14 protein-coding genes are annotated in these 14306 nt (G+C 72.9%); 5 read left to right on the plus strand and 9 right to left on the minus strand.

Features of this window, described 5'->3' with window-relative positions; all coding sequences use genetic code 11:
• The first annotated feature begins 4 nt into the window (after window positions 1-4).
• The gene (locus AB0M08_RS27950; protein WP_364499234.1) at window positions 5-340 is read left to right on the plus strand and encodes a MerR family transcriptional regulator; all 336 of its coding nucleotides are present in this window, start codon (window positions 5-7) and stop codon (window positions 338-340) included.
• Window positions 341-940: 600 nt separating this feature from the next.
• Here the strand turns inward: AB0M08_RS27950 and AB0M08_RS27955 are convergent.
• The 4 genes from AB0M08_RS27955 to AB0M08_RS27970 form a co-directional block, all read right to left on the minus strand.
• Entirely contained in the window at window positions 941-1996 is a 1056-nt protein-coding gene (locus tag AB0M08_RS27955; RefSeq protein ID WP_364499235.1) for an ABC transporter permease, read from the minus strand.
• Window positions 1993-2886, minus strand: a complete 894-nt coding sequence (locus AB0M08_RS27960; protein ID WP_364499237.1) for an ATP-binding cassette domain-containing protein — start codon at window positions 2884-2886, stop codon at window positions 1993-1995. The genes AB0M08_RS27955 and AB0M08_RS27960 overlap by 4 nt, the downstream gene beginning before the upstream one ends.
• A gap of 72 nt (window positions 2887-2958) precedes the next feature.
• Window positions 2959-3618 carry a response regulator transcription factor gene (locus tag AB0M08_RS27965; protein WP_364499239.1) on the minus strand — a complete coding sequence of 220 codons (660 nt, stop codon included), beginning with the start codon at window positions 3616-3618 and terminating at the stop codon, window positions 2959-2961.
• A complete protein-coding gene (locus tag AB0M08_RS27970) occupies window positions 3615-4874 on the minus strand; it encodes a histidine kinase (protein ID WP_364499241.1) in 1260 nt (419 codons plus the stop codon). The genes AB0M08_RS27965 and AB0M08_RS27970 overlap by 4 nt, the downstream gene beginning before the upstream one ends.
• Window positions 4875-4936: 62 nt before the next feature.
• Here AB0M08_RS27970 and cutA point away from each other — a divergent pair, with 62 nt between their 5' ends.
• Window positions 4937-5263, plus strand: a complete 327-nt coding sequence (gene cutA / locus AB0M08_RS27975; protein WP_364499242.1) for a divalent-cation tolerance protein CutA — start codon at window positions 4937-4939, stop codon at window positions 5261-5263.
• On the opposite strand, the gene AB0M08_RS27980 is transcribed toward cutA, so the two are convergent.
• The 3 genes from AB0M08_RS27980 to AB0M08_RS27990 are packed head-to-tail and all read right to left on the minus strand — an operon-like array spanning window position 5264 to window position 8726.
• Window positions 5264-5851 carry a TetR family transcriptional regulator gene (locus AB0M08_RS27980; protein ID WP_364499244.1) on the minus strand — a complete coding sequence of 196 codons (588 nt, stop codon included), beginning with the start codon at window positions 5849-5851 and terminating at the stop codon, window positions 5264-5266.
• 29 nt (window positions 5852-5880) lie between these two features.
• The gene (locus AB0M08_RS27985; RefSeq protein ID WP_364499246.1) at window positions 5881-8019 is read right to left on the minus strand and encodes a YhgE/Pip domain-containing protein; all 2139 of its coding nucleotides are present in this window, start codon (window positions 8017-8019) and stop codon (window positions 5881-5883) included.
• The gene (locus AB0M08_RS27990; protein WP_364499247.1) at window positions 8016-8726 is read right to left on the minus strand and encodes an ATP-binding cassette domain-containing protein; all 711 of its coding nucleotides are present in this window, start codon (window positions 8724-8726) and stop codon (window positions 8016-8018) included. The genes AB0M08_RS27985 and AB0M08_RS27990 overlap by 4 nt, the downstream gene beginning before the upstream one ends.
• Before the next feature lie 131 nt (window positions 8727-8857).
• Between AB0M08_RS27990 and AB0M08_RS27995 the strand changes: the two genes are divergently transcribed.
• Window positions 8858-9820: an LLM class F420-dependent oxidoreductase gene (locus AB0M08_RS27995; RefSeq protein ID WP_364499445.1), complete on the plus strand. Its 963-nt coding sequence runs from the start codon at window positions 8858-8860 to the stop codon at window positions 9818-9820.
• A 51-nt stretch (window positions 9821-9871) separates the two neighbouring features.
• The gene (locus tag AB0M08_RS28000) at window positions 9872-10570 is read left to right on the plus strand and encodes a winged helix-turn-helix domain-containing protein (RefSeq protein WP_364499250.1); all 699 of its coding nucleotides are present in this window, start codon (window positions 9872-9874) and stop codon (window positions 10568-10570) included.
• Here the strand turns inward: AB0M08_RS28000 and AB0M08_RS28005 are convergent.
• Window positions 10567-12567 carry a PAS domain S-box protein gene (locus AB0M08_RS28005; RefSeq protein ID WP_364499253.1) on the minus strand — a complete coding sequence of 667 codons (2001 nt, stop codon included), beginning with the start codon at window positions 12565-12567 and terminating at the stop codon, window positions 10567-10569. The genes AB0M08_RS28000 and AB0M08_RS28005 overlap by 4 nt on opposite strands.
• A 122-nt stretch (window positions 12568-12689) precedes the next feature.
• Window positions 12690-13295 (minus strand): PadR family transcriptional regulator, encoded by a 606-nt coding sequence (locus AB0M08_RS28010; RefSeq protein ID WP_364499256.1) that lies wholly within the window; start codon window positions 13293-13295, stop codon window positions 12690-12692.
• 122 nt (window positions 13296-13417) lie between these two features.
• On the opposite strand from AB0M08_RS28010, the gene AB0M08_RS28015 reads away from it, so the two are divergent.
• Complete coding sequence (locus AB0M08_RS28015) at window positions 13418-14257, plus strand: GNAT family N-acetyltransferase (protein ID WP_364499259.1); 840 nt, start codon at window positions 13418-13420, stop codon at window positions 14255-14257.
• Window positions 14258-14306 lie beyond the last annotated feature (49 nt).

Below are 14306 nucleotides of genomic sequence, written 5' to 3' on the forward strand. Positions count from 1 at the left end.
CTCCATGGGCCGTGCGGCCGAGCTGATCGGCGTCACCCAGGCCTTCCTCCGCTCCCTCGACGACACCGGCCTGATCGAGCCGGAGCGCTCCCTCGGCGGCCACCGGCGCTACTCCCGGCACCAGCTCACCCTGGCCGCCCGCGTCCGCGTCCTCCTCGACGAGGGCTTCCTGCTGACCGCCGCCGTCCGCGTCGTCACCCTGGAGGACCGCCTGGCCGCGGCCCACCACCGCATCCTGTCCCTGGGCGGCACCCTCACCCCCGACGAGGACGCCTCCATCCCCACGCGCACCCTCCCCCGCCAGCCCATCCCGGACTCCCCCGTCCACCCGCCCACCTAGTCCGCCACCCACACCGCCACACCCCACCCCTGCCGGCTTCTTCGGTGCGGAACGAGCGCACACACAAACAGCGCGGAACGAGCGCACACACAAACAGCACGGACCGGGCGACACGCACACCCAAACGCCACCGACCGGGCCGTGGGCGCACACGATCGACCAGCACCCCCAAGTTCGAGCACCCGGCGCCACGATCGGACTCCCGGTCGGCCGACGTTCTCCGCTAGCCGACGGTTTCCCAGCGGACGGCTCTGCCGCTCACTCGAGAAGAAACACATACCCGGGCAGCCGGGACTGTCCACCGATCGCCGTGACGGCGGTGCGCGGAAGGCGTCGACCTGGCACTCCGCGATCGATGCGGTGCCGTTTACACCGTTTCCCGGGCAGTCCCGGGCAGCCGGCGGCGGGCACCGGCCGCGGACGGCGGCGGACGGCAGACGGCAGACGGCAGACGAGCCCGGACAGCGCGCAAGCCCGGGCGGTGCGTGGGCAGAGCGCGCGCAAGCCCGGGCGGTGCGTGGGCAGAGCGCGCGCAAGCCCGGGCGGTGCGTGGGCAGGGAACACGCAAGCCCGGGCGGTGCGTGAGTAGGGGCGGGTGGGTCAGGTGTGGCGCCAGGCGGCGGTGAGGGAGGTGCGGACGTTGGTGCGGAGCAGGGAGCCCTGGTAGACGCGGGCGCCGACCCAGAGCAGGGCCACCGCCGAGAGGGCGAGCAGTGCCAGGGCGGCGAACGGCTCCCCGGCGGCGGCCGTGCCGTCGAAGATGCGGATCGGCATGGCGATCGGGGCGGAGAGCGGGATGTAGGAGAGGACCTGCAGCACGCTGTCGTCCTCGCGCAGCGTGAGGACCGCGAAGAACGGGATCAGCACGGCCATCTGCACCGGGGTCGACGTGTTGGCGATCTCCTCCTGGCGGCTGGCGAGTGCGCCGACGCCGGCCCAGAGCGCGGCCAGCATCACGAAGCCCAGCACGAAGAAGGGCAGGAACCAGCCGAGGGCCGGGGCGAGCGCGTCGAGGACCCCGTTGTCGGCGCCGGTGACCGTCATCCCGACGATCGCGACGGCGGCGAGCAGGGCGATCTGGCCGAAGGCGAGCAGCGTCATCGCGGCGACCTTGCCGGCCAGCAGGGCGCGGACCGGGATGCTGGCGACCAGGATCTCGACGATCCGGGTCTGCTTCTCCTCGACGACGCTCTGCGCGATCTGCAGGCCGTACATGTAGGACGTCAGGAAGAAGAGCATGGCCAGGGCGGTCGGCACCATGAAGGCCAGGAACGGGTCGAGCGCGTCCGTGTCGAGCAGCCGGACCGGTGGGGCGGTGCTCAGCGCGGAGACCACGTCGTCCGGGGCGTCCTCCATCGCGAGCACCTCGGGGCCGGGCACCACGGCGGCCTCCACCTCGCCGTCGCGCAGCAGCCGCTCGGCCGCGGCGGTGCCGGCGGCGTCGACCACCTCCAGGCCGGCGGCGCGCAGGGCGCTGACCGAGGCCGGATCGGCGACCGCGACCCGGGTCGGCCCGCCGTCGAACATCGCCGGCAACGCGATCGAGGCGAGGACCACGACCAGGAAGAACGCCGTACTGTAGAGAAACGCCTTGTCGCGGAGCTTGACCCGGATCTCCCGGGCCGCCACCAGTCGCGCGGCCTCGAACGTCGTCATCGGATGACCTCCCGGAAGATCTCGGCCAGCGACGGCTGGACCGGGGCGAAGGCGCGGACCGGGCCGCGGGCCAGGGCGGCCTTGAGGATCAGCTGGTCGTCGGCGCCCTCGTCGAGCTCGACCACGGCGCGGCGGCCGTCCAGGTCGACCAGGGTGACGCCGGGCTCGTCGCGCAGCCAGCCGGCGTCCGCGTCGACCTCGACGGTGTAGCGCGGACGGGTGTGCCGGGCGCGCAGCGACGACCGGCTGCCGGCCGCCCGCACGGTGCCGCCCGCGATGATCACCAGGTCGTCGCAGAGGCGCTCGACCAGATCGAGCTGGTGGCTGGAGAAGAGCACCGCGGTGCCGGCCGCGGCTCGCTCACGGAGCACGGCGAGCACCGTGTCGACGGCGAGCGGGTCCAGGCCGGAGAAGGGCTCGTCCAGGACGAGCAGCTCGGGGTCGTGGACCAGGGAGGCGGCGATCTGCACCCGCTGCTGGTTGCCGAGGGAGAGCTTCTCCACCCGGTCACCGGCGCGCTCGCCCAGCTCCAGCCGGTCCAGCAGCTCGCCGGTGCGCCGGCGGGCGTCCGTGCCGCTCAGGCCGTGCAGGCGGCCGAGGTAGACGATCTGGTCGGCGACCGTCATCTTCGGATAGAGGCCGCGCTCCTCGGGCATGTAGCCGAAGCGCTGCCGGACCTCACGGGTCAGCGGGGCGCCGTGCCAGCTCAGCGAGCCGGCGTCCGGGGCGATCACGCCGAGGATGATCCGCATGGTGGTGGTCTTGCCGGCGCCGTTCGCCCCGACGAAGCCGGTGAGCCGGCCGGACTCCACCGCGAACGAGACGTCCTTGAGGACCTGCCGGTCGCCGAACGACCGATCGACGGCGTCGATGTTCAGGACGTTTGTCATGCCTCGACGCTAGGCCTCCGGACCGGCCGCGTCGTCAGACCACGGAACGACTACCCGGGTCCTGCACGCGGCCTACCCGGGTCCTCCGTGCGACGGACGGACCACCCCCAGTTCGTACGCGAGAACCACCGCCCGGGTCCGGTCCCGCGCGCCGAGCTTCATCAGCACCCGGCTCACGTGGGTCTTCACCGTGGTCTCGCCGAGGTGTAGCGCGACCGCGATCTCCGCGTTGGTCGCCCCGCCGGCCAGCTGGACCAGGACCTCGTGCTCCCGCGGCGTGAGCTCGTCGAGCCGCCGCGCCTCCCGGGGACGCGGGCGGCTGAACCCGGCGATCACCCGGCGAGTCACCGCCGGGGCGAGCAGCGCATCCCCGGCGGCGAGCACCCGGACCGCCTCGGTCAGCGCCTCCGGTGTGCCGTTCTTCAGCAGGAATCCGCTGGCCCCGGCCTGGAGCGCGGCGAACAGGTAGTCGTCCCGGTCGAACGTGGTCAGGATCAGCACCGAGGGCCCGTCGCCCTCGACGATCCGGCGGGTCGCCTCCAGGCCGTCCACGCCGGGCATCTCGACGTCCATCAGCACCACGTCGGGGCGCAGCCGCAGCGCCAGGTCGACCGCCGCCGCGCCGTCGGCCGCCTCGCCGACCACGGTGATGTCGTCCTCCATCTCGAGGATGACCCGGAAGCCGGAGCGGACCAGCTGGTGGTCGTCCGCGAGGAGGACCCGGATGCTCATGCGGCCACCCCCGCGGCGTACGGGAGACGGGCCCGGACCCGGAAGCCGCCGCCGGACCGCGCGCCGTGCTCCAGCGTCCCGTCGTGCACGGTGATCCGCTCGCGCATGCCGATCAGACCCATCCCGCCCGGACCGCCGGCCGGTCCCCGCCCGTCGTCGGCCACGTCCAGTTCCAGCTCGCCCGCGAGGTAGCGGACCCGCACGTCGAGAGAGCCCGCCCGGGCGTGCTTGAGCGTGTTGGTCACCGCCTCCTGCACTATCCGGTACGCCGCCCGGGAGACCGAGTCCGGCAGCGGGACGGGATCGCCGTACACCCCGAACTGGACCGTGAGACCCGCCTCGGCGGCCCGCTCGGTGATCTCGGCGAGCCGGTCGATCCCCGCGACCGCCTCACCGAGATCGTGCGGCTCCCCCGTGGCGCGCAGCGCGCCGAGCATCCGCCGGAGCTCGTCCACCGCGGTCCGCGCGCCCTCCTCGACCGCGGTCAGCGCGATGACCGCCCGCGGCGGGTCCTTCACCATCGCCCGGCGGCACGCGGAGGCCTGGATGCCCATCACCGAGACGTGGTGCGCGACGACGTCGTGCAGCTCGCGGGCGATGCGTACCCGTTCCTGGAGGACCGCCTGCTCGGCCGCGACCGCCTGGGCGGCCCGCAACTCGTCGGCCTGCTCGGCCAGCCGGTGCTCCCGCCACACCCCGCGCCACGCCGCGTCGCCCATCAGGTAGACGAAGGCGAAGAAGACCGCGTTCTGCAGGTACAGGTTGAAGACCAGCGACCAGAGGGCCGGCAGCTCCCCCGAGGCGTCGGTGATGGTGATCTCGGCGTGCGACCGGACGAAGGAGATGGTCAGCCAGGCGAACATCGCCGCGATGATCGCCAGCCGGATCGTCCGGGCCCGCTGCCGGCCCGGTCCCCAGGCGCCCAGCGTGTAGATCGCGGCGAACAGGACGGCCGAGGTGACCTGCTGCTCCTGGGTCCCCCGGACCTGGCCGGCGATGAAGAACACCGAGATCACCACGGCGACCGCCTCCGGCGCGCGGCGGCGCCAGGCCAGCGGCAGCGTGGTCGCCACCGCCCAGAGGATCTGCTCGGGGACCCGCGGTGCGCTCTCCCCGGCGAGGTACCCGGTGCTGCGGAGCACGTACAGGTTGAGGACGGCGAGCGCCGCGAGCGCCACCCCGATCCCGAGATCCGTGCGGCGCTGCCGGTCGGTGGGCCCGGGCCGCCGCCATTCGTCGACGTTCCACGCTGGCATGCCCGCGACGATGCCACGCCGTGTCGACCGCCGGCACACCGGCGGCGGGCGATGATGGGGTCATGACCGACTTCCGGCACGCGCAGGCCGTCACCACGATCGACTCCCGGGAGGTCGCCGAGGCCCTGGCCCGTGGCGCGGTGCAGGCCCGTCTCGCCGCCTGTGCCCAGGTCTCCGGCCCGATCCGGAGCACCTACCGGTGGGAGGGGGCCGTGGAGACCGCAGAGGAGTGGCAGATCACCCTCAAGACCACGACCGACCGGTACCCGGCCCTGGCGGAGTACCTCCGCGCCCACCACGGCTACGAGACCCCGGAGATCATCCTGCTCCCGATCCTCGCCGGCGACCCGGCCTACCTGGCGTGGATCACCACGGAGACGGCCGGATAGTCAGGCGACCCGGCGGACGATGGCCAGCAGGGACTCCTCGACGTCCTCGATGGGGCGGTCGGGCTGGAAGACCAGCCAGTCGACCGCCACCACCAGGCCGACGCCGAAGAGGGCCGCGGAGGCCACCCGGACGTCCAGGTCGGCGGGGAGTTCGCCGGAGTCCACGCCGAGCTGGACCGTCTCGGCGATCACGCCGATCGCCTGCTCGCGGAGGAGGACCAGGGTCTGCTGCCACTCGCGGTTGGTCCGCCACATCTCGGAGAGCAGCAACTGGGCGAAGGCCCGGTACTTCCGGATGTACTCCAGCTGGGCACGGACCAGGGCACGGACCGCCTCGCGGGGCGGCAGCCCCTCGACCGCCGCCCGGAACTCCTCGGTCAGCAGGCCGACGCCGTGCCGGAGGAGCTCCTCGAACAGATCCGTCTTGGACTTGAAGTTGTAGTAGACGGTGCCCTTGGCGACCTTGGCCCGCAGCGCGATGTCGTCCACCGTGGTCGCGGAGAAACCCTGCTCGGCGATGAGCTGCACGGCCGCCTCGTAGAGCTTCTGGCGGGTGTCCGCACGCCGCCGACCACGACCATCCGTCATTTCCACAGGTCATCTGTCATTGCCACAGGTTAAAGGACCAGCTCGGGGTGGAGGTCCGCGGTCCGCAGCCGTCGCTTCCGGCCGGCGAGCAGGACGGTCAGCAGGAGCGCGGTCAGGCCGTAGGCGGCGAGCAGCAGCGTGCCGTGGAGCACGGGCCCGGGCGCGCCGCCGTCGACGGCGTGGCGAAGAGCCTGCACGACGTACGTCATCGGAAGCAGCGGGTGGACCGCCTGGAAGAACCAGGGCGTGGTCTCCACCGGATAGGTGCCTCCGGAGGAGGTCAGCTGGAGCATCAGCAGGACCAGCGCGACGATCCGGCCGGGTGCGCCGAGGGCCGCGCCGATCAGCTGCATGATCGCCGCGAAGACCGCGGCCGTGCCGGCGAGCAGCGCCCAGGTGACCACCGGGTGCACCGGGGAGAGGCCGAGCGCGAGCGTCACCACGGCGTAGAGCAGGGTCGCCTGGACCAGGCCGATGAGTACGCCGGGCAGCAGGCCGGCGAGCGCGACCCGGAAGCCGGGCGCGCCGGACATCAGGTAGCGGCGGTTCAGCGGCCGCAGCAGCATGTAGTTGATCATCGCGCCCACCCAGAGGGCGAGGGCCAGGAAGTACGGTGCGAAGCCGACGCCGTACGTGCCGGCCGGGTTCTTCACCACGCGGTCCAGCGAGACCGGGTCGGCGAGCACGTCCGAGCGGGTGTCCGCGTCGTCGTAGGCGGGGATCTCCTCGGCCCCGTCGGCCAGCTTGGTGGCCAGCTCGGACGCGCCGTCGCGCAGGTCGGTGAGGCCGTCGGCGAGCTTGTGGCCGCCGGTGGAGAGCGTCTCGAGGCCGTCGTCCAGTTGCCGGGCGCCGGTCGCCAGCCGGTAGACGCCGTCGCTCAGCGCGGTGGCGCCGTCGGCGGCGTCGCCGATGCCGCTGTGCAGCTTCTTCGCGCCGGTCGCCAGGTCATCGAGGCCGTCGGCGAGCTCGTCGACCCGGGCACGGGCATTCGCCACGTCGTCGGCGAGGTGCGGCGCGGCGGCCGCCACCTTCCGCGCGGTCGACGCCACCTCCCGCAGCCGTGCCTCGAGGCCGTCCAGATCGGCGGCGTCCACGGTGGCCTCGATGCGTTCGGCATCGGTCACCAGGCGCGCGGCGAGCTGCTTCGCCTCGGCCAGACCGGGGGTGTCCTCCGGGAGGCCGTTCAGGTAGGCGCGCAGCTTGCGGGCGTCGTTCAGGGTACGGTCGGCGGCCGTGTCGATCGCGCCGATGTTCTCCGCCAGCTCGTCCGCGCCCTTCGCCACCAGCGTCGCGGCCTGCTCGATCGTCGCGGCGTTCTCCCGCAGCACCGGCTCGATCTCGTCCGCCGCCGCGTCCACCGCGGTGGCGAGCTGCCGACCGCCGGTCGCCGCCTCCGCCGTTCCGGACGCCAGTTGCGCGGCGCCCTCGTCGAGTTGTTCCAGGCCGTCCGCGAGTTCGTCGGCGCCGGTCGCGGCGGTGCCCAGCCTGCTCGCGAGCCGCCCCGCGCCGCTCTTCGCGTCGTCGATGCCACCGGCCAGGCTCCCGGCGCCGTTCGCCAGCGTCGTCGCGCCGTCGGTGAGCTGATCCGCGCCGTCCGCCGCCTTCTCGGTCTGCGCCTTCAGATCGGTGAACCCGATCAGCATCTGGTCGAAGTACTTCGCGGACGCGCTCGCCGAGGCCGCGGCGCGCACCTCGTCGAAGGCGGTGCGCGCGAAGACGCCGGAGAGGTAGTTGGTGGAGTCGTCGCTGACCGCGTCGAGCTGCGCGTACTTCGCCAGCGCGTCCTCGTCCGGTGCGGTCGCCAGGTGGGTGGAGAAGTCGGCGGGGATTCGCAGCTCGATCTGGTAGTCGCCGTCGGCCAGGCCGCGCCGGGCGGTGGCCGCGTCGACCACGTGCCAGTCGAAGACCTCCCGGTCGATCAGCTCGTCGGCCAGGTCCCGCCCGGCGTGCACGGTGGACCCGTCGGAGGCGGTGGCGGCCTCGTCCTCGACGACCAGGGCCGCGGGGATGTGGTTCAGGTGGCCGTAGGGGTCCCAGAACGCGTAGAGGTACAGCGCTCCGTAGAGCAGCGGGATGACGGCGAGCGTGGCGACCGCGGCGACGGTCAGCCTGCTCCGCGTGAACCGCCGCAGTTCCATCCCCGCCAGTGCGAATGCCGGAAGTCTCACCGGTCCGCCTCCTCTTCCTCGTCGGCTTCCGGTTCCTCGTCGGCTTCCGGTTCCTCGTCGGCTTCCGGTTCCTCGTCGGCTTCCGGTTCCTCGTCGGCTTCCGGTTCGCTTTTCGCCACGGGGTCCGGGCTTTCGCCGTACCCGAGGTGAACGATCTGATCGGCGCTCTCCGGAAGCGCCTCGCGAACCGTGGCCAGAACGGTGACGCCCCTGGCGGTGAAACCGCCGATGAGCCGCCGGAGAGCCTCCTGCTCGGCCGCGTCGAGACCCGCGTCGAGGCCGTCGAGAGCGATCACCGACGGCCGGTTCAGATCAGCCAGAACCAACCCCAGGACCTGCTTCCGGTACGGCGACAGGTCCCGTCCCCGCGCCCGAGGATCGAGGCCGTGCAGGTCGACTGCGGAGGCCTCCCGACGGGAGCGGCCGAGCAGCGCCAGGCGTTCGCGGACGTGCTCGGCGACCGTGAAGACGGGTTCAGGATCGGTCACGTCGGGCACATGACCGAGAGCGGCACGACCCTCGACCGTCACCGTGCCGGAGCTGAGGCGCATCCGGCCGGCGAGCGCGAGCAGCGTCGTGGTCCGCCCGCTGCCCGGCGGCCCGGCGATCGCGACCGTCTCGCCCGGCTCGACCCGCAGGTCCAGGTCGCGCACCAGCCAGCGACGACGGTGCCGCACACCGGCGCCGGTCGCGATGAGCACCGACATGAAGGCTCCTGAATTTAGACTGACTGGTCAGTTCAAAAACATACCCGGGTACGGACGGCGGGCTATCCCCGGGTGGTGGACATCACGCGCGGTGGCCCGGCAGGATCAAGGGCATGTCGATGCGATGGGGCATGACCGTGCCGCTCGGCGGCGTCCCGCTCTCCGGGCACGCCGCCGTCTATTCAGCGATCGCGGACGCGGGATTCACCGACGTCTGGTCCGCCGAGGTGAACGGCACGGACGCCTTCACGCCGCTGACCCTGGCCGCCGCGTGGGAACCCCGGCTCCGGCTGGGCAGCGCGATCGCCCCGGTCTTCACCCGCGGGCCCGGCCTGCTCGCGATGACCGCCGCCGCCCTGGCCGAGGCCGCGCCGGGGCGTTTCCAGTTCGGCATCGGCGCGTCCTCCCCGGTCGTCGTCGGCGACTGGAACGCGGTGGACTTCACCGAGCCGTACGCCCGCAGCCGCGACGTGCTGCAGTTCCTCCGGGCGGCCCTCGCCGGCGAGGTGGTCGACCGGGAGTTCGCCACGTTCGCGGTCCGGCGCTTCCGGCTGGAGCGCCCACCGGCCGTCCCGCCGCAGATCATGCTGGCGGCGCTGCGCCCCCGGATGCTGCGGCTGGCGGCCTCCGCGGCCGACGGGGTGATCCTGAACTGGCTCTCCGCCGGGGATGTGCCGACGGCGCTGGCCGAGACGAAGGGGGCGCCGGACGGGTTCGACGTGGCCGCGCGGATCTTCGTGGTGCCGACCGGGGACGCCGCCTACGCGCGGAACGTGGGGCGCCGGCTGATCACCTCCTACCTGACCGTTCCGGCGTACGCCGCGTTCCACCGCTGGCTGGGCCGGGGCGAGGTGCTCGCGCCGATGTGGACGGCGTGGGCGGCCGGCGACCGGCGGGGCGCCCTCACGGCGATCCCGGACTCGCTCGTCGACGAGCTGGTGATCCACGGGTCACCGGACGAGGTGCGGGAGCGCGTCCGGGCGTACGCCACCGCGGGCGTGACCGTCCCGGTGATGGCCCTGCTCCCCACCCCGGAGCTGGAGCAGGGCGGTCTCCCCGCGCTGCTCTCCCTGATCAGCGCCCTGGGTCGCTGAGACGGGGACGGTTCGGCGCGCGGCGAACCGTGGGCGTACCAGAATGGGGTCATGACGGATGCCTCGGGGCTGGCGGCGTTCGCGGCTCTGCTGGCCGACCGGACCAGGGCCGCGATGTGCCTGGCGCTGCTCGACGGGCGCGCCTGGACCGCCGGGGAACTGGCCGCCCACGCCGGGGTCGCCCGCTCGACCGCCTCCGAACACCTCGACCGGCTGATCGGCGGCGGTCTGCTCGTCGAGTCGCGGCAGGGGCGGCACCGGTACGTGAGCCTGGCCGGCCCCGGGGTGGCCGGGCTGCTGGAGGACATCACCGCGCGGCTCGACCCGGCCCTGCCACCACCGAGGGGCCTGCGGGCGGCCACCGTGGACGCCGCGTTGCGCCGCGGGCGTACCTGCTACGACCATCTGGCCGGGCGTCTCGGTGTCGCGGTGACCGACGCGCTGACCGGGTCCGGGCTGATCGAGCAGGAGGGCGGCTTCGCGGTCACCGGGGCCGGGATGTCGTGGCTCACCGAACGGCTCGGCGTGCTGCCGGAGCGGCTCCGGGCCGGGCGGCGGCCACTGGCCCGGGCCTGTCTGGACTGGACCGAGCGGCGTCCCCACCTGGGCGGGCTGGCCGGCGCCCGGATCTGCGAGTCGTTCCTGGACCGGGGGTGGGTGGCGCGGATCGGGTCGGGGCGGGCGGTCCGGGTCACGCCGGCCGGCGAGGGCGCCCTGCACGACCTCCTCGGCATCGGCGCTCTCGGCTAGGCGACGTCCAGCGCCTGGCGCAGCCTCTCCAGGAGCTCCACCGGGGTGAACGGCTTCGTGATCAGGATGGTGTTCGGATCCAGCCGCCCCTGTCCGGTGATGAACGGCTGGGCGTACCCCGACATGTAGACCACCGGAACCCCCGGCCGCAGTTCCCGGATCAGATCGGACAGCTGCTGCCCGTGCATGTGCGGCATGATCACGTCGGTGAGGAGCAGGTCGATGTGGAGCTCCGTGTTCTCCGTGATCTTCAGCGCCTCCGGGCCGCTGCCGGCGGTCAGCACCGAGTACCCGTTCCGGGTGAGGATCCGCTCGGTGACCGCGCGCAGCGCCGCCTCGTCCTCGACCACCAGGATCGTCTCGCCGCCCCGCTTGAGCTGCTTCGGCGCGGCCGGCTGGGCCGCCGGCGACGGCAGCTCGTCGGTGACCGGGAAGAGCGCCGCGAACGTGGTGCCGACCCCGATCGTGGACTGCAGGGTGGCGAACCCGCCGGCCTGCGTGACGATGCCGTAGACGGTGGCCAGCCCCAGCCCGGTCCCCTCGCCCGGCGGTTTCGTGGTGAAGAACGGCTCGAAGACCCGCTCCAGTACGTCCGCCGGGATCCCGGTGCCGGTGTCGGCGACCCGGAGCTGAACGAACCGCCCTGGCGGCGCGGTCGGGTGCCCGTTCACCGCGTCGATGACCGGATCGGCCTCCTCCTCGACGACCATGTTGCCGGTGTGCACGGTGAGGATGCCGCCGCCGCGCATCGCGTCCCGGGAATTGACCGCGAGGTTGACCAGCACCTGCTCGATCTGGCCGGGGTCGGCCATCACCGCCCAGAGCCGGGGCTCCAGCTGGACGTGCAGCTGGATGTGCTCGCCCAGCGTCCGCAACAGCAGCTGCTCCACCTCGCTGATCACACCGTTCAGGTCGAGCACCCGGGGGCGGACCACCTCGCGGCGGCCGAAGGCGAGCAGCTGGTGGGTGAGCTCGGTGGCCCGCTGACCGGCCCGGATCACCTGCTGGAGGTCGCGGGCCGCCTGCGGCCACTGCTCGCCCTCGTCGTCGCCCTCGGCCAGCTCCTGGATCTGGTCGGCCACGAACGTGGTGTAGTTCAGCATCACCGCGAGCAGGTTGTTGAAGTCGTGCGCGACCCCGCCGGCGAGCTGGCCCAGGCTCTCCAGGCGGCGGGCCTGGTGCAGCTGGGCCTCGAGGCGCTCGCGGACGGCGGCCGCCTCGTGCCGCTGGCGTTCGGCCTCGAGCCGCTGGCGCAGGTCCGCCGCCTCGATCCGCTCGGTGACGTCGCGGATGGCCGCCGAGACGATCAGGCCGTCCTCGGTCTCCAGCGCGGAGAGGCTGATCTCGGCGGGGAACTCGCTGCCGTCCTTGCGCCGGGCGCTGAGCGGGCTGCCCGAGCCCATCGGCCGCGGCTGCGGATCGGCGAAGTAGCGGTTCCGCAGGTCCGGATGGCGGCTGCGGGCGGCGTCCGGCACCAGCACCTCGATCGGCTGGCCGAGCAGTTCGGCGCGCTGGTATCCGAAGAGGCGCTCGGCCTGGGCGTTGACCAGGGTGATCCGGCCGGTGGCGGCGACGCCGACGATGGCGTCCGGTGCGGACTCCAGCAGGCCCTGGAACTTGGCCTCGCGGCGGACCCGGTCGCTGACGTCCCGGACGGCGGCGACCACCATCTGCTCGGACGGGAGCGTGGAGAGGCTGATCTCGGCGGGGAACTCGGTGCTGTCCTTGCGCCGGGCGGTCAGCGGGATGCCGGCACCCATCGGCCGCGGCTTCGGATCCTCCAGATAGGAGGCGCGGTGGGCGGGGTGCACGCCCCGGAAGCGCTCCGGCACGAGCAGCTCGATGGCCGTGCCGATCAGCTCCGCGCGCTCGTAGCCGAACAGCCGCACGGTCTGCGCGTTGACCACGGCGATGTGCCCGTCGCGGTCCACCCCGATGATCGCGTCCGGCGCCGCCTCCAGGAGACCGATCACCACAGCGTCGGACGGCCCGTTCATGGCCACCAGCCTATGCCGCCCGCTGTCCGGTGCGCTGTTCGTTCTCCCAGGTCAAATGCTTTTTATCGTACGCACGAAAAGGAGCGCACCCCTGCGGATGCGCTCCCGTCCGGCTCACGCCCTCACTCGCTGTCGGCGAGGATCGCGTAGAGCTTCCGCTTCGTCTCGTTGAGCACCTCCAGCGCCTTCTGACGCTGCTCGGGGGTGCCGGAGAAGCCGACCTGCTTGAGCGCGGCCATGATGCCGACCGCCGCGTCGCGGAAGTCCTGCACCTGGTTGAGCGTGTCGTCACCGAAGCGGGCCCACGGCGGGTTCTCCGCCGCGGTCTCGGCCTCGGCGCGCCCCGCGTCGGTGAGCTGGTAGCTCTTGCGACCGCCCTCGGCGGTCGCCTCGATCAGACCCTCGTCCTCCAGCAACTGGAGGGTGGGGTAGATCGATCCGGGGCTCGGCCGCCAGATCCCGTTGGTCCGGGCGTCGAGCTCCTGGATCATCTCGTAGCCGTGCATCGGGCGCTCCAGGAGCAGCGCCAGGACGGCGGGGCGGACGTTGAGCCGGCCTCCCCCGCGGCCACCGCGCCGACCGCGGGGACCACCGAAGCCCTCCGGCCCGAAACCGCCGGGGCCGCCGGGGCCACCCGGGCCGAAGGGGAATCCGGGCGGGAAGCCGAAGCCCCGCATGCGGCCCTCGCGGCCGAAACCACGTCCGTGTCCCTCGTGTGTGTGCCTCATGACTATCTCCGTTCTGTTGTCGATAGTTAGACGATATATCGGCAACGTGTCGGACGCAAGGGTTTCGGAAATCGAGGGGCGGGCGTGCGCGTCGATGGCCGCGATCTGGCAATGTGGTAGTCGTGTTGACGGTGCCCCTTCGCCAGCTCGGCGAGAACGAGCGCGCGGCGGTCGAGCGGATCCTGGACGCCGACCCCTACGCGGGCGCCCAGATCGCCGAGCGGGTCGCCGCTCACGGCCTGAACTGGTGGCGCTCCGACGGCCGGATCTACGGCTACGACGTCGGCCGGCGCATCGAGTCGATCATCTGGTCCGGCGCCCATCTGGTGCCGGTCGGCGCGACTCCGGTGGCCACCGCGGCCTTCGCCGGGCTGCTCAGCGGGGAGCCGCGGATCTGCTCCTCGATCATCGGCCGGGCCGACGCGGTGCTGGACCTGTGGGACCGGCTCAGCGCGTACTGGGGCCCGGCCCGGGACGTCCGGCCGCACCAGCCGCTACTGGTCACCGACCGGATCCCGCCGGTGCCCGCCGACCCGGCCGTCCGGCTGGTCCGCCCGAGCGAGGTCGACCAGCTCTTCCCGGCCGCGGTGGCGATGTACACCGAGGAGGTCGGCGTCTCGCCGATGCAGGACGACAGCGGGCGCGGTTACCGGCGGCGGATCGCGGAGCTGGTCAAGGGGAAGCGGGCGTACGCGCGCTTCGACGGCGACCAGGTGATCTTCAAGGCCGAGCTGGCGATCATCACCCGGCGGACCACGCAGGTGCAGGGCGTCTGGGTGCACCCGGACTACCGCGGGCGCGGCATCGCGGCGGCGGCGATGGCCGCGGTGGTGCACGACGCGCTGCACCGGGTCGCACCGACGGTGAGCCTCTACGTGAACGACTACAACACCGTGGCGCGGCGCGTGTACCAGCGCTGCGGTTTCGTCAGCGCCGGCGCCTTCGCCACCGTGCTCTTCTAACCAGTCCAGCCCCACCCTCCGCGATTCGCCGCCGATGACGAGAGGCCTG

Source organism: Actinoplanes sp. NPDC051851 (genome assembly GCF_040681165.1).
Lineage (GTDB): Bacteria > Actinomycetota > Actinomycetes > Mycobacteriales > Micromonosporaceae > Actinoplanes.

Excerpts from the sequence above, each read along its gene's own strand:
- AB0M08_RS27950 (WP_364499234.1), top strand. The coding sequence starts at position 5 with ATGGGCCGTGCGGCCGAGCTGATCGGCGTCACCCAGGCCTTCCTCCGC.
- AB0M08_RS27955 (WP_364499235.1), bottom strand. The coding sequence starts at position 1,996 with ATGACGACGTTCGAGGCCGCGCGACTGGTGGCGGCCCGGGAGATCCGG.
- AB0M08_RS27960 (WP_364499237.1), bottom strand. The coding sequence starts at position 2,886 with ATGACAAACGTCCTGAACATCGACGCCGTCGATCGGTCGTTCGGCGAC.
- AB0M08_RS27965 (WP_364499239.1), bottom strand. The coding sequence starts at position 3,618 with ATGAGCATCCGGGTCCTCCTCGCGGACGACCACCAGCTGGTCCGCTCC.
- AB0M08_RS27970 (WP_364499241.1), bottom strand. The coding sequence starts at position 4,874 with ATGCCAGCGTGGAACGTCGACGAATGGCGGCGGCCCGGGCCCACCGAC.
- cutA (WP_364499242.1), top strand. The coding sequence starts at position 4,937 with ATGACCGACTTCCGGCACGCGCAGGCCGTCACCACGATCGACTCCCGG.
- AB0M08_RS27980 (WP_364499244.1), bottom strand. The coding sequence starts at position 5,851 with ATGACGGATGGTCGTGGTCGGCGGCGTGCGGACACCCGCCAGAAGCTC.
- AB0M08_RS27990 (WP_364499247.1), bottom strand. The coding sequence starts at position 8,726 with ATGTCGGTGCTCATCGCGACCGGCGCCGGTGTGCGGCACCGTCGTCGC.
- AB0M08_RS27995 (WP_364499445.1), top strand. The coding sequence starts at position 8,858 with ATGACCGTGCCGCTCGGCGGCGTCCCGCTCTCCGGGCACGCCGCCGTC.
- AB0M08_RS28000 (WP_364499250.1), top strand. The coding sequence starts at position 9,872 with ATGACGGATGCCTCGGGGCTGGCGGCGTTCGCGGCTCTGCTGGCCGAC.
- AB0M08_RS28005 (WP_364499253.1), bottom strand. The coding sequence starts at position 12,567 with ATGAACGGGCCGTCCGACGCTGTGGTGATCGGTCTCCTGGAGGCGGCG.
- AB0M08_RS28010 (WP_364499256.1), bottom strand. The coding sequence starts at position 13,295 with ATGAGGCACACACACGAGGGACACGGACGTGGTTTCGGCCGCGAGGGC.